Genomic DNA, 20,018 nt, shown 5'->3' on the forward strand with positions numbered 1-20,018 from the left:
GCTCGGCTGACCAGGGCGTCAGCCAGGCGGCAGCGTGAGGCGGAACCGCCCGCCCGGACCGGGGACGCCGACGAGCTCCCCGCCCGCTGCCCGCGCGAGCCGGCGCGCCAGCGGCAGGCCGAGCCCCGCGCCGCCGTGGCCGGGCGCCAGCGACACCCCGGGCTCGAAGACCCGCTCGAGGTCGGCGGCCGCGAGCCCGGCCCCGTCGTCCACGACGTCGACCACCACCTCGCGGCCTGCGCGGGCCGCCGTCACGCGGACGGCGGAGCCGTGCCGGCGGGCGTTGTCCACGAGCGGCGCGAGCATCCGCTCGACCAGCTCGCCCTCCACGCCCACGCTGAGCGCAGCGGGCACCTCCACCTCGACGCCCGGTGCGCGCTCCGCGACCCGCGCCAGCACGGGAGCGAGCTCCGCGCGTCCCGGCGTCGTCGCGGCCTCGGCGCGGGCCGCCCGCAGCAGCGTGTCGAGCAGCGCGGACATCTCCGTCGCCGTCGCGGTGATCGCCGCCGCCCCGGGGAGCTGGCGGCCCTCGGCGTCGACGAGCAGCTCGCCCTCCGCGAGGATGCGCGCCAGCGGCGTCCGCAGCTCGTGGGAGAGCTCGGCGGTGAGCCGCTGCTCGTGGCGCAGCACGGCCGAGAGCCGGTCGAGCATCTCGTCGAGGCTGCCCGCGAGGTGGGCGAGCTCCGCCGGCAGCCGCGCCGCGCCGAAGCGGCGAGACGGGGCGCTCGCGCTCCAGGCCGCCGCCTGCTGGGCGAGCCCCGAGACCGGGCTCAGCGCCCGGGCGACGACGAGCCGCGCGAGCACGTAGACGCCCGCGACGACGAGCACCGCGAGCACCGCCGAGGCCAGCAGCGCCGCCCGCTGCGCCGTCGAGTACGGGCCGGTCCCCACCGCCGTCACCACGGTCACGCGGGCCGGGCCCGGCGCACCCGTCGTCCCGTCCGCGCCGTCGCGCTGGACGGCCATCGCGTAGAGCCGGTAGTCGTGCGGGACGTCGACGTCGCGGGTGGCGGCGCCGTGCCGCCCTCCCTGCACGCGGGCGAGGTCGGCGGCCGCGGCGTACAGCGCCCCGGAGCGGGTGGCGCCCTCGACGAGCCGGCCGTCGGCGAAGACCCAGGCGTCGGTGTCGAGCGCGTCGTCGTCCTGCGGCGAGTCGACCCGGACCCCGCCGGGCGCCACGTGCACCGTGCTCGCCACCGCCTCGGCGTGCGCCGCGAGCACGCTGTCGGCTTGCGCCGAGAGCTGGTGGCTGAGCACCGCGTGCACCGCCGCGCCCATCACGAGGAGCCAGCCCCCGACCGCGAGGGCGGCGAGCAGGGCCAGCCGGCCGCGCAGCGTGCTGGTCCGCACGAGGCCGCGCGCGGTCGAGGAGAGGCGCGTCCTGCCCGGGCCGCTGGTCGCGCCCGTCGGGGTCCGCACGTCAGCGCTGCGCGAGCCGGTAGCCCACACCGCGCACGCCCTCGATCGCCCGGTCGGTCGGCAGCCCGCGCAGCTTGCGCCGCAGCCGGGCGACGTAGGAGTCCAGCGTGTTGTCCGAGACGATCGCACCCGCCGGCCAGCCGGCGGCGACGAGCTCGTGGCGCCGTGTCACGGCGCCGGGCTGCGTGAGCAGCCGGGCCAGCAGCCGGAACTCCGTGGGCGTGAGCGGTACGGACTCCCCGCCCGCGCTCAGCGCGTGCGTCACCGGGTCGAGCAGCAGCTCGCCGTCGCGCACCCCCGGCTCGCTCCCGGACCGGCGCAGCGCGACCTCGAGCCGCGCGACCAGCTCGGCCAGGGCGAACGGCTTGGCGAGGTAGTCGTCGCCGCCCGCGGCGAAGCCGGCCAGCCGGTCGGGCAGCGCATCACGGGCGGTGAGGAACAGCACCGGGACGGTGAGCCCCCGCGCCCGCAGCGCCTGGCAGACGTCCCGGCCGTCGCTGTCGGGCAGCCCGACGTCGAGCACGACGGCGTCGACGCCGGCCTCTGCCGCCCGCAGCCCGCCGGCGCCGTCGCGCGCGGTCACCACGTCGTACGCGTGGCGGCGCAGCCCGCGCGCGAGCACGTCGCGCAGGCCGTCGTCGTCCTCGACGACGAGGACGCGGGCGGAGGTCACCGGTCCAGTGTCCTCCGCCCGCGCCCGTCTCCGCTGGCGGTCCCGCTCGTGGAGCGACGGGCCCTAGTCGTAGAACCGCACGTCGGCGATGCTCCACCAGCTGCCGCTCGAACCGGTCGAGCCGATCCGCACGTAGCGGGCCTTCGTCCGCGGCACGTCGACGGTCGTCAGCTGGCCCGTACCGACCCCGCTCGCGAGCGTCGTCCAGGTCGTCCCGTCGTCGCTCACCGCGAGGCTCCAGCCGCGGGCGTAGTCGCCGAGGTTGCCGCCGCTGTCGATCGCGACCTGCGAGAAGTGCTTCTTGGAGTGCAGGTCGATCTGGAGGTACTGGCCGGGCGCCTGTCCCGTGCCGCTCGACCAGCGGGTGGAGGCGTCGCCGTCGACGGCGTTCTGCGGGCCCTCGCCGGTCGGGTTCGCGGTCGCGGTCGCCGCCGAGGTGTCGACGAGCCGCGGCTTGGCGTCGCGCAGCACCTGGCTGCTCGGCCACACGAACGTCGCGAGCGCACCGCCGGGCAGCGTGTAGTCGAACGACTGGGCGCCGACCGACACGGTGAAGTCGCGCGGGTCGTCGTTCTCGTTGTGCACCACGAGGGCGGTCGAGCCGTCGGGGTTGCGGAAGGCGACGTCCATGAGCTGGCCGTTCCAGCCGGTGGTCCCGAACGACGAGCTGGCGATCCGCACCGCACCCGGCTTCACGAACTTCGACAGGTGGCCGATCGTGTAGAACTCCGCCTGCGTCTGCACGCTGCCGTCGGGCTGCTTCTCGACCAGCGCGTCGCAGGTGTCGCACCCGCCGTTGTGCGGCGTGCTGTCGCTGTTGAGGGCGATGTTCCACGTCACCACGGACTTCGCCCAGTTGCGGGTCGTGCCGATGGTGATGTTCCGCGCGTGCCAGGTGAGCGTGCCGCGGAAGATCTGCGCGGGGGTGTCGCCGGCACTGTGCGACCCGGAGCACTCGGTGAACCAGATCCCCTTGCCGGGGTACGCGTCGTGGAGCGCCGTCTGCGCGCTGGGGTCCCCGGAGTAGCAGTGGTACGCCGTGCCGGCGACCCACTTCGCCGCGTCGCTCGAGAGGACCTCGTACGGGTAGTCGGTCGCCGGGTCCTCCCCGGGCGGCGTGGTCTTCACGTCGTCGGGGTGGGTGGTCCAGTTGTGGTCGTAGGCCAGGATCTTCGTGCCCGGGCTGGCCTGCTGGAGCATCGGGCCGAGCGCGTCGATGACCTTGATCTCCTGCGCCGGGTCGATGTCGGTGCCGGGGTACGCCTTGGGCGCGCGGTTCTGCGGCTCGTTCTGCACCGAGAGGTAGTCGACCGGGACGCCGGCCGCGGCGTACGCCTGGACGAACTTCACCAGGTAGCGCGCGTAGGCGTCGTAGACCGCCGGGTCGTCCTTGAGCTTGCCGCCGACGAGGGAGTCGCTGGTCTTCATCCACGCCGGCGGGCTCCACGGCGTCGCCATGACGGTCAGTCGCGGGTCGAGCTGCTTGGCCTGGCGCAGCAGCGGGAGGATCTGCGCCTCGTCGTGCGCGACGGAGAAGTGCGCCAGCGGGAAGTCGGTCTGCCCAGCCGGCACGTCGTCGTAGGTGTAGTGCGTCGGGGACGCCGTGAAGTCGCTGGACCCGACCGGCTGGCGCAGGAAGCTGATGCCGATGCCCGTGGTCGGGTCGAACAGCTGGCGCATCGTGCTGTCGCGCAGGTCCTGCGGCAGCGAGGACAGCACCGCGGCCGAGGAGTCGGTCAGCGCCGCACCGAAGCCGTCGACCGTCTGGTACGACCGGCTCGGGTCGACCGCGATGGTCACGCGGTCGCTGCGGCCCTGGTGGAACGCCACCGGCGCCTGCTCCGCCATCAGCTCGCTGCGGTCCGGCGTCGTGACCCACACCCGAGCCTGCGGGACGTCGCTCTGGTCGCTCGCCTGCGCGGGCTGCACCCCCGCGGCGCAGAGGGCCGCGACCGAGGACACGGCGGCCGCGCCCACCCAGGTCGTCCTTCTCATGAGCTCTCCCTCGAGCCTTGTAACGAATTGGAACACACTGTTACAGTGCGCTCGTCAATCAAGCAGGCGCGTCCGCTCCTGTCAACGCCGGTGCGCGGGAGGAGGGGGCCGTGGCCCGACGCGCCGCCGGCGTACCGGCGTCCGTGCGCGAGATCGCCGCGGAGTCCGGGGTGTCGATCGCCACGGTCTCGCGCGTGCTGCGCGGCTCCGACGGCGTCGCCGAGCACACCGCCGCCCGGGTGCGCGACGCGCTCGGCCGGCTCAGCGGCGCGTCGACCGCCAGGCCGCGAGCCGTCTTCGTCCGCTGCCCGTACGTCCTCACGGACTACTTCGGGCTCGTCGTCTCGAGCATCGCCGAGACGCTCGAGCTGCACGACCTGCCGATGGTGCTCGAGGCCGGCGAGGCGGCGCAGCGCCGCTCGCTGCTCCCCCGCGTGCTCGGGCCGGGAGACGTCGCCGGCATCATCACGATCCTCCCGCTCGAGGAGGGCGCCGCCCTGGCCGCCCTCGGCGCGACGGGCACCCCTCTCGTCGTGGTCGACCCGCGTACGCCGCTGCCGCCCCGCGTCCCCGCCATCTCCGCCGCGCACTTCCCCGGCGCCCGGTCGCTGACCGCCCACCTGCTCGAGCTCGGCCACCGGCGCATCGGCCTCGTCGCGGGGCCGCCGACGTGGGCCGCGAGCGATGCCCGGCTGGCGGGACACCGGGCGGCGCTCGGCGAGGCCGGCCTGCTGCTGGACGAGGCGCTGCTGCGCCACTCCGAGGCCACAGTGGAGGACGGCGAGCAGGCGGCCGCGTCGCTGCTCGACCTCGCGGTGCCGCCGACGGCGCTCGTCTGCTTCAACGACAAGGTGGCGGTCGGGGCGCTGCGCGTCGCACGGGCCCGCGGTCTGCGGGTCCCGGAGGACCTGTCCGTCTGCGGCTTCGACGACATCGACCTCGCACGGGCGACCACGCCCGAGCTCACCACGGTGCGCCAGCCGCTGCAGGAGATGGGACGGATGGCGGTGGCCCAGGTGGTCCGCATGGTCTCCGGCCACTCGCTTGAGGCGCTGCACGTCGAGCTCGCGACGACACTGGTCGTCCGCGGGTCGACCGGCCGCGCGCCGGTGTAGACCGGGCACCGGGAAGCGCACCAGGACCTCCTCGAGCGCAGGGCTCCTCACCACAACCCCCTGCTGGTGCCGGGGTTGCGGTCGGTGGCGTGCGTCGCGGGGACGGGTGGGCTGCCGTCGGGTGGTCGCCAGCGGAGCAGTCCTGGTCGGCCGGGGTCCGGTTCGAGCTGCCAGCCGCCCTGGTGGAGCAGGTGGTGGTGCCTGCTGCAGAGCAGGCACATGTTGGTGAGGTCGGTGGGGCCACCGTCGGACCAGTGGCGGATGTGGTGGGCTTGGACGCGTCTGTTGCGGCAGCCGGGGGCGATGCAGCCGCCGTCGCGTACCCAGAGGGCTTTGAGCTGGGCCTTGGTGGCGAGGCGGGTCTCGCGGCCCAGGGCGAGGGGCACTCCCGGAGCCACCGTGACCGGCATGTCGTGCGCCGGACGGTCCGCGTGGGGGCTGAGGGTCGTGGTGAGCAGCACGGCGACGTTCGCCGTGCAGGTGAGGTACTCCAGCTCCTCGGCGGTGAACGCGGTGCCGAGGATCGCGCTGATGCCGGTCCTGCCATCACCCGGCTGCAGCTCGTCGCGCAGGGTGGGCAGGTCGACGACGAGGGTCGTGTCGAGCCTCGAGCTCGTCACGCCCGGCTCGGTGGCGAGGAACGTCTGGGCGATCTCGACGAGCGCGTCGGCCTGCCGCTGAGCGGCAGTGCGCGGGTCGACCTGCTCGCCCGGCTCCGGGTTGGGCTGGGATCCGGCGCGGATCGCCTTCTGCAGCAGCAGTCCCTCCGCCTTCGGGAGTCGGCCGGTGATCTCGACCGTCTCGTCGAAGCCGGGAGAGAGCAGGAGGTAGCGGCTCTCGTGGATCCGCTGGGCCTTCTCCTCCCGCGACTCGTCCGCGCCGACGGCCTCCTCGAGACGCATGACCGCGGCCCGGACGTCCGCTGGTGCAGCAACCTTCGCCAGCGGCAGCAGGGTCTCCTCGGCCTCGAGCATGACCTGCGGGCCGAGCCGCTTGTGCCCAGCCGCGAGCTCGTCGACGTGCCTCGCGCTTATGACGCCCTCTGCTAGCGCGGCGGTCATGTGGGGGAGGTCGCGCAACGCCCGAGCAGCGGTGACCGCTCGCCGGGCGTCGAGGGAGTCCATGCGGGCGTGGTGCCGCAGCCACGCCTGCGCCGTCACCTGGTTGTCGAGCACGAACTCGCCCGCGGCGTCGAACGCCGCCAGCTCCGCCAGGAACTCCGCGTGCAGGCGTGCGGCCGCGGCCTGCTTCTCGAGCAGCGCGACGCCACGCGCCGACCCCGAACGGGGGTCGCGCGAAGGCTGGCTGCTCGAGGTCATGCCGTCAACGTACAAGCCACCACTGACAGAACCGGTCAGCAGAAACGGCTGCTGCACAGCCACTCCTCGGCTACGCGCCGTTACCCCACTTGATCGGGGACCCCGATCAACTAGGGCCACCGGCAAGATCTGCATGATCACGGGGAGGGGCGGGTGGGGCGACAATACGAACTGGCTGCCGCCAGCAAAGAATTCCACCCCTGCGTTGACCACTTCGTACGGTCAGGCGCCAACTCGATCGGGCAACCTGATCAACTTCCCAACAGCGGCAGGCAGTTCGGGCTCGGCCGAGCCCACGAGCGGCCCCCGACCCCCGACACGCGACCCGCGAGCGACCCGGGCTACTCCTCCGCCCGCGCGGCGAGCACAGCGGCGTACACCCTGCGCTTCGGCACGCCCATCTCCCGCGCCACCACGCCCATCGCCGCCTTGCGGTCCTGGCCCTCGGCCTCGAGCTCGGCGACGCGGGCGGCGAGCTCGTCGTCGCCCACCTCGTCACCGGTGCGCGCCGGCACCCACCCCGCGACCACGATCGTGATCTCGCCGCGGACGCCGCCCTCCTCCGCCCATCGGGAGAGCTCGCGGAGCGGGCCGCGGCGCACCTCCTCGTAGGTCTTGGTCAGCTCGCGGCACACCGCGGCCTGCCGCTCGCCGCCGAGCACGGCCGCCATGTCCGAGAGCGAGGCCGCGAGCCGGTGCGGCGCCTCGAACCAGATCGTCGTGCGCGGTTCCTCCTGCATCTCGACGAGCCGGCGCGCCCGCTCCCCCGGCTTGCGGGGCAGGAACCCCTCGAAGCAGAACCGGTCCGACGGCAGGCCCGACAGGGCGAGCGCGGTGAGCACCGCCGACGGGCCGGGGACCGCGGTGACGCGGATCCCCGCCGCCACCGCGGCCGCGACGATGCGGTAGCCGGGGTCCGAGACGCTGGGCATGCCCGCGTCGGTGACGAGCAGGACGCGGGCCCCGCCCTCGAGCGCCTCGACCAGCTCACGGGTACGCGCGACCTCGTTGCCCTCGAAGTAGCTCACCACCCGCGCGGGCGGCGGCACCTCCAGCGCGGCGCACAACCGCCGCAGCCGCCGCGTGTCCTCGGCCGCGACGACGTCGGCCGTCCGCAGCTCCTCGGCCAGCCTCGGCGACGCGTCCGCGGGGTCGCCGATCGGGGTTCCCGCGAGGACGAGCAGGCCGGTCACCCCGAGAGCCTACGGTGATCGCATGGAGCCCATCGACGACCAGGCCGTGGCGCGGGCGTGGAGCGCCTACCGCGCCGCCAGCGGCGACCCCGAGCCGGAGCCCACCGACGTCGTGCAGTTCGGCGACAGCGCCGCGATGGCCGACGAGCTGCTGGCCCTCGTGCTCGACGGCACCAAGCGCGCGACCGCGGGCCTCGTCCGCGACTCCACCCCCGAGCGGCGCCCGCGCCCCGGCTGGCCCTGGCTCGTCTGCGACGGCGCGGGGACACCACGGGCCGTCCTCCGCACGACCGAGGTCCGCACCGGCCTGCTCGACAGCGTGGACGACGCCTTCGCCTGGGACGAGGGCGAGGGCGACCGGACCCGCGCGTCCTGGCTCGAGGGCCACCTGCGCTACTTCCTCCGCCAGGGCGAGCGCGAGGGCGTGCCCTTCGACCCGGCGAGCGACGAGGTGCTCTTCGAGCGCTTCGAGCTGGTCTGGACCGCGTAGCCGACGGCGGTCAGCGGCCCTCGAGCAGCGGCTGGCGCGGGTCCCACGTCGTCCCGTCCTGCGCGTCGCGCCGCCGCCGGGCCATGCCCGACAGCGCCTCGAGCACGACCCGGTTGGCGAGGTACGCCGTGACCTCCGCCGTGTCGTACGGCGGCGACACCTCCACCACGTCGACGCCGACGACCGGCAGCTCGTACGCCAGCCGCCGCACGCTGTCGAGCAGCTGGCGCGCGGTCAGCCCGCCGGGCTCCGGAGTCCCCGTGCCCGGCGCGTGCCCCGGGTCGCAGACGTCGATGTCGACCGAGAGGAACACCCCGTCGCAGTCGTCGGTCGCGATGGCGGAGGCCTCGGTGAGGCACTCGTCGAGGCCGCGGGCCGTGATCTCGGTCATCTCGTACGACCGCATGCCCTGCTCGGCCATCCACGCCAGCGTCTGCGGGCCCGGCCAGTAGCCGCGCAGCCCGACCTGGAGGAACCGGTCGCCCCGCACCGCGCCGCTCTCGATGAGCCGGCGCATCGGCTGCCCGTGCCCGACGAGCGAGCCGAACTCCACGTCGCCGGTGTCGGCGTGCGCGTCGAAGTGGACCATCGAGACCCGGCCCTGACCGACGTGCCGCGCGACCCCGGCGGCGTCGGGCCAGGCGATCGTGTGGTCGCCGCCGAGCACGACAGGCACCGCGCCCGTCGCGGCGACCGCCGCGACCGCCTCCTCGAGGTCGCGGACGGACCGCACCGCGTCGCCGGAGAACATCTCGACGTCGCCCGCGTCGTAGACGAGCAGGTCGCGGAGCGCGTCGACGCGCAGCGCGACCGACGGGCGCGAGCCGTCGTGCGGCAGGTAGCAGGCCTGGCGCACCGCGCTCGGCCCGAAGCGGGTGCCGGGGCGGTGCGAGGTGCCGCCGTCGAAGGGCGCGCCGAGCACGACGACGTCGGCACCGGCGTAGGTCGACGGGTCCGCCCAGTCGCAGCGCTCCACGCCGAGGAAGGTGATGTCGGGGCCGTACTGCGTCCCGTAGCGCGCCATGGCCGCGACCCTACGACCGCACAGCGGACCGGCGCCGGACAGCGACCCTACGATGGCGGGCGTGGCGACGACCCTGATCCCTGCCGCGCATGTGCGCGCGGACCGCGGTCCCCGCTCCCGGGGCTTCTCGGCCGCCGCGCGCGAGCGGCTGGTGACCGCCATGCCCTCCGACCGCCTGCTCGGCTGGGTCGGCCCGCTGCTGGTGGGGCTCCTCGGCGGGCTCCTGCGGTTCTACCACCTCGGCGACCCGGGCACGGGCTGGATCTTCGACGAGAAGTACTACGCGCAGGAGGCCCAGTCCTACCTGCACAACCACGTCGAGTACGCCGTCCCCTACGACGGCCCCGTCTCCGACCCGGCGCCGAACTTCGTCGTCCACCCCCCGATCGGCAAGTGGGTCATCGCCCTCGGCGAGAAGGTCGGCGGCTACCACCCCGGCGTGGACGGGTTCGGCTGGCGGCTCTCCGTCGCCCTGCTCGGCACCCTCGGCATCGTGCTGCTGGCCCGCATCGGGCGGCGGCTGTTCCGCTCGACCCTGCTCGGCTGCGTCGCGGGGCTGCTGCTCTGCCTCGACGGGCTGCACCTCGTCGAGAGCCGCACCGCGCTGCTCGACCCGGTGCTGACCTTCTGGGTGCTCTGCGCCTTCGGCTGCGTCGTCGTCGACCGCGACTGGACCCGGCGGAGGCTGGCCCGGCGGCTGGACGAGGGCGGGGACGGGCGGGCCGGGCTCGGGCTGCGCCCGTGGCTGCTCGCCGCGGGCCTCTTCTCCGGCCTCGCGTGCGGCACCAAGTGGAACGGCGTCTTCTTCATCGTCGCGTTCGGGCTGCTCGCGCTCGCCTGGACCATCGGCGCGCGCCGGGTCGCGGGTGCCGACTCCCCGTGGCTCAGCACGCTCGTCCGCGATGTGCCGCTCATCGCGGTCTACCTGCTGCTCGTGCCGCTCGCCGTCTACCTCGCCTCGTGGACGGGCTGGTTCCTCTCCGACGACGCCCACGCCTGCTTCCGCGACTGGGCCAACGCCACGCAGCCCGCGGTCTACCACGCGGGCGGCGGCGTCGCCTGCACCGACAACTGGGGCCCGGGCAACAAGGACCGCTACCCGCTGCTGCCCTTCGAGGCGCTCAAGGAGCTGTGGTACTACCACCACCAGATGTGGGACTTCAACGTCCACCTCCACACCCCGCACCTCTACCAGTCGAACCCCTGGTCCTGGCTGCTGCTCGGCCGTCCCGTCGCCTTCTGGTTCCCGACGGGCACCGCAGCCCCCACCGACTGCGGCGCCGACAAGTGCGCGGCCGCCATCACCGCCCTGGGCACTCCGGCCCTGTGGTGGGCCGTCATCCCCGCGCTGGTCGTCCTCGGCTACCGCGCGCTCGGCCGCCTCGACTGGCGGGCCGCGGCCATCCTCGTCCCGCTGCTGGCCGGCTACCTCCCCTGGTTCAACTACCAGGAGCGCACGATCTTCTCCTTCTACGCCGTGGTCTTCGCGCCCTTCGCGGCGCTCGCCGTGGCGTACTGCGTCGGGCTCGTGCTCGGCCCGCCCGACGCCTCCGGCACGAGACGCACCTGGGGGGCGGCCGTCGCCGGTGCGTACCTCCTGCTGGTGGCGGCCGACTTCGCCTACCTGTGGCCGATCCTCACCGCGCAGCACATCCCCTACCAGGACTGGTACGCCCGCATGTGGTTCAAGAGCTGGATCTAGGACGCCGTGACGCTGACCGACAACCTCTCCCACCTCGGCCACTGGCTCCGCGGCTCGGGCCTCGAGATCGTCCTGCTCGTGCTGGGCGCGATCCTCGTGACGCGCACCATCGGGTGGGTCGGCGAGCTGCTGACCTCCCGCATCGACGCGCGCGCCCAGGAGGAGGACGCGCTCGTCCGCTCGGAGGCCGCCAAGCACCGGCACGCGGTCGCGCAGGTGCTGACCTGGGCGACGATCGTCGTCATCTGGTGCGTCACCGCCGTGCTCGTGGCCCGCGACTTCGGGATCCCGCTGACCGGCCTCGTCGCGCCGGCGACCGTCGCCGGCGTCGCGCTCGGCTTCGGCGCGCAGCGCATCGTCCAGGACCTGCTCGCCGGGTTCTTCATCATCACCGAGCGCCAGTACGGCTACGGCGACGTCATCCGCATGGCGGTCATCGGCACCCCTGCGCCCGCGGTCGGCACGGTGGAGGACGTGACCCTGCGGGTCACGAGCGTGCGGTCCATCGACGGCGAGGTCATCACCACGCCCAACGGCCAGATCGTCCAGGTCACGAACCTCTCGCGCGGCTGGGCCCGTGCCGTGGTCGACGTGCCGGTGCCGGCGCACGTGACCGTCGAGCAGGCGAGCAGGATCCTGCGCCAGACCTGCCAGGACGCCTTCGACGACCCTGAGCTGCAGCCGCTGCTGCTCGACGCGCCCTCGGTGATGGGCGTCGAGACCATCGACGTCGACACGTTCTCGATCCGCGTCGTCGCGCGCACCCTGCCCGGCAAGCAGTTCGACGTCGCGCGGGCTCTGCGCGGCCGGGTCGCCGACGCCTTCCTGCGGGAGGGGATCCTCGCCTCGGGCACGATCACGGTGGCCGCCGAGCCCAGCGACCCCGCGACGGCCGCCGCCGCGCCCGCCCAGCCGGAGGAGGCGCCGTGAGGCAGCTGCCGCCCGTCCGCCGCTCGACCTGGTTCCTGCTGGCCGCCTTCGTGGCCGTGCTCGTCGTCTACCTGCTCGTCAAGCCGGCGACGCCCGCGAGCGGCACCCAGGACGACACCCCGGCCCCCCGAGCGACGCCGCGCGCGGAGCGCACGCCGAAGCCCACCCCGACCCCGACGGCGGCCGCGACCCCGACGCCCAGCCCCACCCGGGAAGCGACCCCCACGCCGACGCCGACCGTGGCCAGCCCCTCACCCACGCCGACGCCCTCCCCGAGCGCGAGCGCGGGCACGGCGAGCCCGCGGGCGAGCGTGCCGCCGCCGGTCCCGCAGCCGGACTCGACTCCTGGCTGATGCCCGGCTGACGCCCTACAGCCGGCCCGTCCGCGCCGCCCAGCGCTCGAAGACGAGCGTGAACAGCGGCGGGATGCTGGCGAGCAGCGCGAGGACGGTCGTCCGCGCGTCCCAGCGCTGCGCCCGCGCGGCGAGGACCGCCAGCACGACGTACGCGACGAACACGACGCCGTGGATCGGGCCGAAGACGTGCACACCGATCGCGTCGTGCGCCAGCGCGTACTTGAACAGCATGCCGATGAGCAGCCCCACCCAGGAGACGGCCTCGGCCACGGCGACGACGACGAAACGGCCCTGCGGCGTGCGCAGGAGGCCGGCGGGAGCGGAGCTGGTGACGGTCACGACGCCGGAACGCACGACGGGGCCGGTGGCGTTCCGCCTCCGGCCCCGTCGCGACGAGGATCACACCCTCAGCTGGTGAGGGCGCACGCCCCCCGGTCGGCCAGCACCGGCCCAGCGGCGGAGGGCTTGATGTCGAAGTCGAAGATCTCCGTCGGCAGGTAGAGCGAGCAGCACGCGTTCGGGATGTCGACCACGCCGCTGATGCGCCCCTCGATCGGCGCGCTGCCGAGCAGGAGGTAGGCCTGCTCGCCGCTGTAGCCGAACTTCTTGAGGTACTCCACGGCGTTGAGGCAGGCCCGCTTGTAGGCCAGCGTCGCATCGAGGTACGCGTTGGTGTCGGTCTCGTGGTCGACCGAGATGCCGATGAAGGTGAGGAACTCCGAGTAGCGCGGCTCCACCCGCCCCGGCATGAAGATGGGGTTGGTGGTGACGCCGTAGGTCTCCATGCCGCCCTTGATGAGGTCGACGTGGAGGTCGATGAAGCCCCCCATCTCGATGGCCCCGCAGAAGGTGATCTCGCCGTCGCCCTGCGAGAAGTGCAGGTCCCCGCCCGACAGCTTCCCTCCCTCCACGTGGACCGGGTAGAACACCCTGCTGCCACGGGTGAAGTTCTTGATGTCGTGGTTGCCGCCGTTCTCCCGCGCGGGCACGGTACGCGCCCCCTCCCGCGCGATCTGCGCCGAGAGAGCACCCGACGCCGTCCCCGCCAGCGCGCCGGCCTCGAGCGGGGGCAGCGCGAGGTCCGGCACGCGCGTCGGGTTGGTGTCGATAAGCGCCTGCTCGCGCGCGTTCCACCGCGCCAGCAGCTCGGCCGAGGGCGCCGTGCCGAAGAGCCCCGGGTGGGTGATGCCCGTGTAGGAGACACCCGGGAGGTGGCGTGAGGTCGCCACCTGCCCGGAGAAGTCCCAGATCGCCTTCGCCGCGTCCGGGTAGTAGTCCGTGAGGAAGCCGCCGGCGTTGGTCTTGGCGAAGATGCCGGTGTAGCCCCAGCCCTGCCCGCAGACGTCCCCCTCCTGCTGCGGGATCGGGCCGAGGTCGAGGATGTCGACGACGAGCAGGTCGCCGGGCTCGGCGCCCTCGATGGAGATCGGCCCGCTGAGCATGTGGGCGACGGTGAGGTCGACGTCGCGGACGTCGTCCGCCGAGTCGTTGTTGCCGATCTGCCCGTCGGTCCACTCCCTGCACTCCAGCCGGAACGACGTCCCGGGCTTCACGGTCGCGACCGCGGGGATGTCGGGGTGCCAGCGGTTGTGGCCCGGCACCTCCTGGTCGCGCATGGACTTCTGCGGGTCGACGGAGAAGATCACTTCTGGCATCGAGGCTCCTTGCCGTGGGGACGTCAGGGACGAGGGAGGGCGGGCTTGCCCGGTGCGGCGCGTACGGGTGTCGGGCTCGCGGACTCGGGGCGGGGTGCGCGCCGCGCCACCGCGGGTGCGTCCGCGGAGGACTCCGCCGTGGTGAGGGCGCGGGCCAGCCCTGCGGACGTGCGCCGCAGGGCCGGCACGGAGAACACCCGTGCTGCCAGGCTCGTGCAGCCTGGGCAGCGCTCCTCGGCCGCGACGCCGCTCATTGGGCGGACGACGTCGAAGAGCCCGCACGAGGAGCACGAGTAGGCGTAGGTGGGCACAGGATCAGCTCGAGGCGCGGGTGAGCGTGAGGTCGACAGGACCGCTGCTCGCGCCGCCCTTCTTGCACATGTCGTGGCAGGCCTTGTCCAGGCTGCAGCACAGCGAGCAGATCGCGCTACTGTGGAAGGGGCAGTACGCCATGTCCGGCCGCTCGAAGTGGTCGGTGCAGACACCGCACTCCATGCTCACCCCGGAGAGCTGCCCGTCGACCGTGAGCGGCTCGGGAAGGGTGTCCTCGCGGGCGATGTAGTACTTGCCCTTGGTCAGCACCGCGAAGACCGGCGAGAGCACGAAGGCCAGCGCCAGGGCGATGAACGGGGAGAACGCCTGCGCGTAGGTCCCGAACGTGCCGTGTCCGAAGCCCCACTCGAAGGCGACGATCGAGACCGCCGACCCGATGAGCATCGAGACGAAGCCCACGGGGTTGAAGTTGTAGAGGTGCGCCCGCTTGAACTCCACGATGCTCGGGCTGAGCCCCAGCGGCTTGTTGATGACGAGGTCGGCGACGATGGCGCCGATCCACGCGATCGCGACGTTGGAGTAGAACCCCAGAACGGTGTTGAGGAAGCTGAAGACATTGGCCTCCATCAGCGTCAGCGCGATGCCGATGTTGAAGAAGATCCACACGACGCGGCCGGGGTGGTAGTGCAGCAGCCGCGAGAAGAAGTTCGACCAGGACAGCGATCCCGAGTACGCGTTGACCACGTTGATCTTGATCTGCGACAGCACCACGAAGAAGACCGCCACCCCGAGCGTGCCTGCGGTGATGTAGACGCCGAGACCGTGGCGGAACTGCTCGATGGGCTCGTCGGCCACGACCGTCCCGGCCGAGGCCACGATGAGGAAGGCGAGGAACGCTCCGCCGATCTGCTTGAACGCGCCCAGGACGACCCAGCCCGGACCCGCCGCCAGCACGGCGGTCCACCACTTCTTCGCGTTCGCCGCGGTCTTGTCGGGCATGAAGCGCAGGTAGTCCACCTGTTCGCCGATCTGGGCGATCAGCGAGAGTGCGACACCCATGCCGGCCCCGAACCCGACCGCGCTGAACGTCGAGCCCCCCTTCACGTCCGTCCCGCCGCTCCAGTGCGTGAACGCGGCGTACGAGTGCGGGTCCTTGATGGCGACGAAGACGAACGGCGCGAACATCAGCGTCAGCCAGACCGGTTGCGTCCACACCTGCAGCTTCGCCATCGCCGTCATGCCGAAGATGACGATGGGGATGACGATGAGCGACGCCACCGCGTACCCGATCCAGAGCGGCAGCCCGAAGCCCAGGTGGAACGCCTGGGCCATGATCGAGCCCTCGAGCGCGAAGAAGATGAACGTGAAGCTCGCGTAGACGATGGAGGTCAGCGTCGAGCCGAGGTAGCCGAAGCCCGCGGCACGCGTGAGCAGGTCCATGTCGATGTTGTAGCGGGCCGAGTAGTACGAGATCGGGATGCCCGTGAGGAAGATGACCAGGGCTGCCACGAGCACCGAGGCGAGCGCATTCTCGAAGCCGTGGGAGATCGCGATCGACGCACCGATGGCGAAGTCGGCGAGGTACGCGATGCCGCCGAGCGCCGTGGTCGCCACGGTGTACTCGGACCAGCGGCGGAAGGACTTCGGCGCGTAGCGCAGCGAGTAGTCCTCGAGGGTCTCGTTGGCGACAGCGCTGTTGTAGCTGCGTGCCACCTGCTTCTCGACCGCGGAGTGCGGGGCCGAGGGCGGGACGACGGGTGGTGTGCCCTGGGCGGGGAGCCCGGCACCCTTCTGGGAATCGATGCTCACGAGCGCTCCTTGGCGCGGGGAGATGGACCCCCGCACCGTGGCAGCGGCGTATGTCGCAGAACGAGGTGGAGCATGTCGGCTGCGTAACCGAATAGGAATCGAAGCGCTTCCTGTGTTCCGGCGCGGGAACGCGAAGCGCACACGCATCGTTCACGCCCCACCTCGCGACGGGTGCTCAGCCCGCGACGGTGACGGGGGACGTCGCCCTCGTGCGGCTGCGGACGGCCCGGACGGCCCAGCCGAGGAAGAGGATCCCGAGGAGGAGGCCGCCGCCGTGGTCCCCCAGCCCGATCGCGACGACCAGGCCGAGCAGCGGAAGCGGTGCAGGCCAGCGCGGGCCGGGCGCGGTGAGGCCGTCGAGCGCCAGCACCAGCAGGGAGAGCAGCACCAGCCCGAGACCGACGACGAAGACGAGGCCGAGGGTGTTGCCCCCCGCGACGAGGCTCACGACCGACGCGACCACGAGCGCGGCGAGTCCGACGAGGGCGACGACCGTCGCGGCCCGGCCCGCAGCGCGCACCCGCAACCGGTCCCGCACGTCCGGCAGGCAGGTCGCGCTCCCGACGAGCGCGACGACGAACGCCAGCTCGACGAGCCGGCCAGGGGCGCCCCAACCGGAGTCGCCTTGCGGGTAGCGCAGCACGAGCAGCGCCTCCGCGGTCCAGCCGGCGGCGGCGAGCAGGGGGAGGGGACGGATCGGCACGGCGGGCTCCTGGGGTCGGTGGGCGGCGGTCTGCCGCCGGTCGGTGCGGACCCGACTCTCGCCGCCGGGGACCGCACCGCGCGTCGGCGTACGGCGGGATCCTCGGCGTCCCCCTACGGGTGGACGTCGGGCCACGGATGCCCCCGGAGTCCGACGCGCGTGGGGCGGGCGCGCCCTACCGTGACGACGTGCTCGCGCGACGCCCACCCCGGCTCCTCATCGACGGCGCCATCGCCGCGGTCCTCTGCGTCACCGGGCAGGTGGAGGTGTTCGGGCGCGCGGAGTACGACGGCGCCCCCGTGCTCCCCGGCCCGCGCCCTGCCGCGGCGGTGCTCGTCGCGCTGCTCTGCCTGGCGCTGCTCGTCCGCCGCCGCTGGCCCGTGGCGTCGAGCGCCACCGTGCTCGGCCTGCTCGGCGGCGCGTCGCTCGTCTGGGGTGGCGCGGAGGCCGGGACGGTCTTCGTGGCCGTGCTGCTCACGGTCTACTCGGGCACGGCGTACGGCCGGCGCCCGGGCCTCGTCGGCGCCCTCGCGGGGGCGACGGCCGTGGTGCACCTGCTGCGCGACCCCCACGTCCACGGCACCGGCGACGTGGTGTTCGGGCTCGGGCTGTTCGCCGTCGCCTGGGTGACCGGACTGGCGATGCGCGCCCGGCACGGCTCCATCGGCCGGCTCGAGCGGCACGTCGACCGCCTGCAGCGCGAGCGCGAGGAGCAGATCGCCGCCGCTACCGCCGCCGAGCGCGCGGCGATCGCCCGCGAGCTGCACGACATCGTCGCCCACGCGGTCTCGGTCGTCGTGATCCAGGCGCAGGTCGGGCGCCAGGCGCTGCCGGCACGGCCCGAGGTCACCGACCAGGCGCTGCTCGCGGTCGAGCGGACCGCGCGGGACGCGCTCGTCGAGCTCCGCCGGCTGCTGACGCTGCTCGCGGGGGACGCGACGAGCACCACCTCGCCGACCCCGTCGCTCGCGGCGCTGGACGCCCTCGTCGAGACGCTGCGCGCCTCCGGGCTGCAGGTGGAGCTGGAGCGCGCGGACGACCTGCCGGCGCTCCCGGCGACGGTGGAGCTGACGGCGTACCGGGTGGTGCAGGAGGCGCTCACCAACTGCCTGAAGCACGCCCCGGGAGCGCGGGCGGTCGCCTCGGTCCGCCAGGAGGCCGGCGGCCTCGTCGTCGAGGTCGCCGACGCGGGAGGAGGCCGCGCCGGCTCGCCGGGGACGGGCCGTGGCCTCATCGGCATGCGCGAGCGGCTCGCCCTCGTCGACGGGACGCTGGAGGCGGGCCCGACGCAGACGGGGTTCCGGGTGCGCGCCGTCATCCCGACCGCCGTCGTCGACGGCCCGGACACCGCTGCCGCCGTGCCGCAGCTGGCCCCGTGATCCGCCTCGTCGTCGTCGACGACCAGGACCTCGTCCGTGACGGGCTGCGCGCCCTGCTCGACGCCGAGCCGGACCTCGAGGTCGTCGGCACGGCTGGGGACGGCGAGGCGGCCGTCGCGACGGTCCTCGAGACGCGCCCCGACGTCGTCGTCATGGACATCCGCATGCCGCGCCTCGACGGCATCGCGGCGACCCGGCGGCTGCAGCAGCTCGCGTCGCCGGCGCGGGTGCTCGCGCTGACGACCTTCGACCTCGACGACCTCGTCTACGACGCGCTGGCCGCGGGCGCGAGCGGCTTCCTGCTCAAGGACGTCCGGGCCGCCGACCTCGCGGCCGCGGTCCGCACCGTGGCCGCCGGCGACGAGCTGCTCGCCCCCTCGGTGACGCGCCGGCTCATCGCCCACTTCGTCCGCACGGCTCCCCGCGGGCCCGGCGCCGCGCGCACCCTCCAGGTCCTCACGCCGCGCGAGCGCGAGGTGCTCGTGCTCGTCGCCCGGGGGCTCTCGAACGCCGAGATCGCCACGGCGGAGCACGTCAGCGAGGCGACGGTGAAGACGCACATCAGCCGAATCTTCGCCAAGCTCGAGCTCCGCGACCGCGCCCAGGCCGTCATCGCGGCGTACGAGGCGGGGCTGGTCACGGCGGGCACCGGCGCGGACTGAGGGAGGGACGCCGCAGGGCCCGGTCGTGGACCGGGCCCTGCGGGTGTCTGGGGTGGAGCTGAGGGGATTCGAACCCCTGACCCCCTCGATGCGAACGAGGTGCGCTACCGGACTGCGCTACAGCCCCGAGACGTCGGACATCATAGCCGACGGGGGGGACGGCCTGCGCACGGGCGCTCTCCCGCCCCCTGCCGAGCGAACGGGGGCACCCAGTGGGCGCCGGAGCGCCACTGGGTGCCCCCGTTCACACCCGGGGAGCGCTACTCGCCGACCACGCGGCGGCGCTCGAGGATCGCGCCGAGCTCGTCGTCCAGCGCCTCGTCGGCCTCGTCGACCACGGGCGGCGGCGTACGCGGTGCTGCCGGCGCCGCCACCTCGAGGTCGTCGCGCTCCGCGTCGCCCCAGAACGCCGACACCGCCGTGTCAGGCAGCCGCGGCGCCGCGGGCTTCGTCACGTACGTCGGCAGCGGCACCTCGCGCGGGTCCCAGCCCCCGTCCTCGGCGAGCAGGTCCTCCAGCGGGGCCTCCTCGGCGCCCGGGGAGGCGAGGTGGCGGCGGGCGGCGCGGCGCAGGCGCTCGGCCGTGCCGAGGCGGACCTGGCGGGCGGCGGTGCGCTGGGCGGTCGCGCTGCGCCGGCGGGCGGCCTGGGCAGTGACGCGGGCCTGCGCCCGCAGGTGCACGACGTACGCGGCGAGCAGCAGCACCGCGAGGACCGCCGGCCACAGCGGCAGCACGCCGGCGAGCCCGAGCAGCCCGGTCAGCGCGACGAGCGCCGCCAGCCCGAGCAGCGTGCGCCGGCGGCGGACGACCAGGCTGGTGCGCCCGGGGCGCGGGCGGGAGGGGCGCGGGGCGCCCGGACGCGCGGACGCCGGGCGGGCGGTGGCGCTCCTCGGCCCGGGGCGCGCGGCGGCACGCGGAGCGGGAGCAGCAGCACCGCGAGCAGGAGCGGTGCGGGCGGGAGCCGGCCGGGCCGTGGGCCGCTCGGCGGCAGCGGGCCGCGCGGCGACCCGGGCCTGGACGGGCCGCACGACCGCGGAGCGCACCGCGCGCAGCGGCACCACGGAGCGGCGCGGCCGCGCCGGGCCCGTCACGTGCACGTCGGCCACGCGCTGGCGCTCCGGCATCACGACGGAGCGGCCCCGCCCGGGGACGGGGGGTCGGGCGGCGCTGCCGCGGCGCGAGAGGACGCGCATCGCGGTGGAGAAGCGCTCCGCCGACCTGGCCTCGTTGCGCTCGTCGTGGCGGCGCAGCCACATGGGTACGAGGACCGCGGCCCAGGCCGCGATGATGGTCCCGAAGATGAGGCCGGTCACGATCTCCG

General features: G+C 74.1%; 19 protein-coding genes and 1 tRNA gene. 7 read left to right on the plus strand and 13 right to left on the minus strand.

All coding sequences use genetic code 11. The features are described from left to right. Positions 1 to 18 precede the first annotated feature (18 nt). The 3 genes from EV189_RS14130 to EV189_RS14140 form a co-directional block, all read right to left on the minus strand. Entirely contained in the window at positions 19 to 1,419 is a 1,401-nt protein-coding gene (locus tag EV189_RS14130; RefSeq protein WP_130493559.1) for a sensor histidine kinase, read from the minus strand. Position 1,420: 1 nt separating this feature from the next. Next, entirely contained in the window at positions 1,421 to 2,092 is a 672-nt protein-coding gene (locus tag EV189_RS14135) for a response regulator transcription factor (RefSeq protein WP_130493560.1), read from the minus strand. 63 nt (positions 2,093 to 2,155) lie between these two features. Next, on the minus strand, positions 2,156 to 4,087 hold the full coding sequence (locus EV189_RS14140; RefSeq protein WP_130493561.1) for a discoidin domain-containing protein: 1,932 nt from the start codon (positions 4,085 to 4,087) through the stop codon (positions 2,156 to 2,158). 110 nt (positions 4,088 to 4,197) lie between these two features. Between EV189_RS14140 and EV189_RS14145 the strand changes: the two genes are divergently transcribed. Next, complete coding sequence (locus EV189_RS14145) at positions 4,198 to 5,202, plus strand: LacI family DNA-binding transcriptional regulator (protein WP_231116388.1); 1,005 nt, start codon at positions 4,198 to 4,200, stop codon at positions 5,200 to 5,202. 47 nt (positions 5,203 to 5,249) lie between these two features. Here EV189_RS14145 and EV189_RS14150 read toward each other — a convergent pair whose 3' ends face one another. After that, complete coding sequence (locus EV189_RS14150) at positions 5,250 to 6,521, minus strand: HNH endonuclease signature motif containing protein (protein ID WP_165400308.1); 1,272 nt, start codon at positions 6,519 to 6,521, stop codon at positions 5,250 to 5,252. Between the two features lie 341 nt (positions 6,522 to 6,862). Beyond that, positions 6,863 to 7,714, minus strand: a complete 852-nt coding sequence (gene rsmI / locus EV189_RS14155) for a 16S rRNA (cytidine(1402)-2'-O)-methyltransferase (RefSeq protein WP_130493563.1) — start codon at positions 7,712 to 7,714, stop codon at positions 6,863 to 6,865. Positions 7,715 to 7,736: 22 nt separating this feature from the next. On the opposite strand from rsmI, the gene EV189_RS14160 reads away from it, so the two are divergent. Next, a complete protein-coding gene (locus EV189_RS14160; protein WP_130493564.1) occupies positions 7,737 to 8,204 on the plus strand; it encodes an ASCH domain-containing protein in 468 nt (155 codons plus the stop codon). Positions 8,205 to 8,214: 10 nt separating this feature from the next. Here the strand turns inward: EV189_RS14160 and speB are convergent, their stop codons facing one another. After that, entirely contained in the window at positions 8,215 to 9,228 is a 1,014-nt protein-coding gene (gene speB / locus EV189_RS14165) for an agmatinase (protein ID WP_130493565.1), read from the minus strand. A 61-nt stretch (positions 9,229 to 9,289) separates the two neighbouring features. Between speB and EV189_RS14170 the strand changes: the two genes are divergently transcribed. The 3 genes from EV189_RS14170 to EV189_RS14180 are packed head-to-tail and all read left to right on the plus strand — an operon-like array spanning position 9,290 to position 12,213. Continuing rightward, positions 9,290 to 10,930, plus strand: a complete 1,641-nt coding sequence (locus EV189_RS14170; protein ID WP_165400309.1) for a dolichyl-phosphate-mannose--protein mannosyltransferase — start codon at positions 9,290 to 9,292, stop codon at positions 10,928 to 10,930. Between the two features lie 6 nt (positions 10,931 to 10,936). Continuing rightward, positions 10,937 to 11,860 carry a mechanosensitive ion channel family protein gene (locus tag EV189_RS14175; protein WP_231116389.1) on the plus strand — a complete coding sequence of 308 codons (924 nt, stop codon included), beginning with the start codon at positions 10,937 to 10,939 and terminating at the stop codon, positions 11,858 to 11,860. Further along, on the plus strand, positions 11,857 to 12,213 hold the full coding sequence (locus EV189_RS14180) for a hypothetical protein (RefSeq protein WP_130493567.1): 357 nt from the start codon (positions 11,857 to 11,859) through the stop codon (positions 12,211 to 12,213). The genes EV189_RS14175 and EV189_RS14180 overlap by 4 nt, the downstream gene beginning before the upstream one ends. Positions 12,214 to 12,228: 15 nt before the next feature. Here the strand turns inward: EV189_RS14180 and EV189_RS14185 are convergent, their stop codons facing one another. The 5 genes from EV189_RS14185 to EV189_RS14205 all read right to left on the minus strand — a co-directional run bounded on the left by EV189_RS14185 (position 12,229) and on the right by EV189_RS14205 (position 16,656). Next, positions 12,229 to 12,570, minus strand: coding sequence for a DUF3817 domain-containing protein (locus EV189_RS14185; RefSeq protein WP_231116390.1), 342 nt, complete (start codon positions 12,568 to 12,570; stop codon positions 12,229 to 12,231). Between the two features lie 53 nt (positions 12,571 to 12,623). After that, positions 12,624 to 13,871, minus strand: a complete 1,248-nt coding sequence (gene fmdA / locus EV189_RS14190) for a formamidase (RefSeq protein WP_130493568.1) — start codon at positions 13,869 to 13,871, stop codon at positions 12,624 to 12,626. Between the two features lie 23 nt (positions 13,872 to 13,894). Beyond that, positions 13,895 to 14,182 carry an FmdB family zinc ribbon protein gene (locus tag EV189_RS20270; RefSeq protein ID WP_165400310.1) on the minus strand — a complete coding sequence of 96 codons (288 nt, stop codon included), beginning with the start codon at positions 14,180 to 14,182 and terminating at the stop codon, positions 13,895 to 13,897. A gap of 4 nt (positions 14,183 to 14,186) precedes the next feature. Next, complete coding sequence (locus tag EV189_RS14200) at positions 14,187 to 15,953, minus strand: purine-cytosine permease family protein (protein ID WP_231116391.1); 1,767 nt, start codon at positions 15,951 to 15,953, stop codon at positions 14,187 to 14,189. Between the two features lie 175 nt (positions 15,954 to 16,128). Next, positions 16,129 to 16,656 (minus strand): hypothetical protein, encoded by a 528-nt coding sequence (locus tag EV189_RS14205; RefSeq protein WP_130493570.1) that lies wholly within the window; start codon positions 16,654 to 16,656, stop codon positions 16,129 to 16,131. Between the two features lie 188 nt (positions 16,657 to 16,844). Between EV189_RS14205 and EV189_RS14210 the strand changes: the two genes are divergently transcribed. Next, the gene (locus EV189_RS14210; RefSeq protein WP_165400311.1) at positions 16,845 to 18,035 is read left to right on the plus strand and encodes a sensor histidine kinase; all 1,191 of its coding nucleotides are present in this window, start codon (positions 16,845 to 16,847) and stop codon (positions 18,033 to 18,035) included. Further along, a complete protein-coding gene (locus EV189_RS14215) occupies positions 18,032 to 18,697 on the plus strand; it encodes a response regulator (protein ID WP_130493572.1) in 666 nt (221 codons plus the stop codon). Before EV189_RS14210 ends, EV189_RS14215 begins: the two co-directional genes overlap by 4 nt. A gap of 53 nt (positions 18,698 to 18,750) precedes the next feature. On the opposite strand, the gene EV189_RS14220 is transcribed toward EV189_RS14215, so the two are convergent. Next, positions 18,751 to 18,824 (minus strand) — tRNA-Ala (locus EV189_RS14220). A gap of 133 nt (positions 18,825 to 18,957) precedes the next feature. Further along, complete coding sequence (locus EV189_RS14225) at positions 18,958 to 20,010, minus strand: gephyrin-like molybdotransferase receptor GlpR (RefSeq protein WP_130493573.1); 1,053 nt, start codon at positions 20,008 to 20,010, stop codon at positions 18,958 to 18,960. Positions 20,011 to 20,018: the final 8 nt, after the last annotated feature.

Source organism: Motilibacter rhizosphaerae (assembly GCF_004216915.1).
Classification (GTDB): Bacteria; Actinomycetota; Actinomycetes; order Motilibacterales; family Motilibacteraceae; genus Motilibacter; species Motilibacter rhizosphaerae.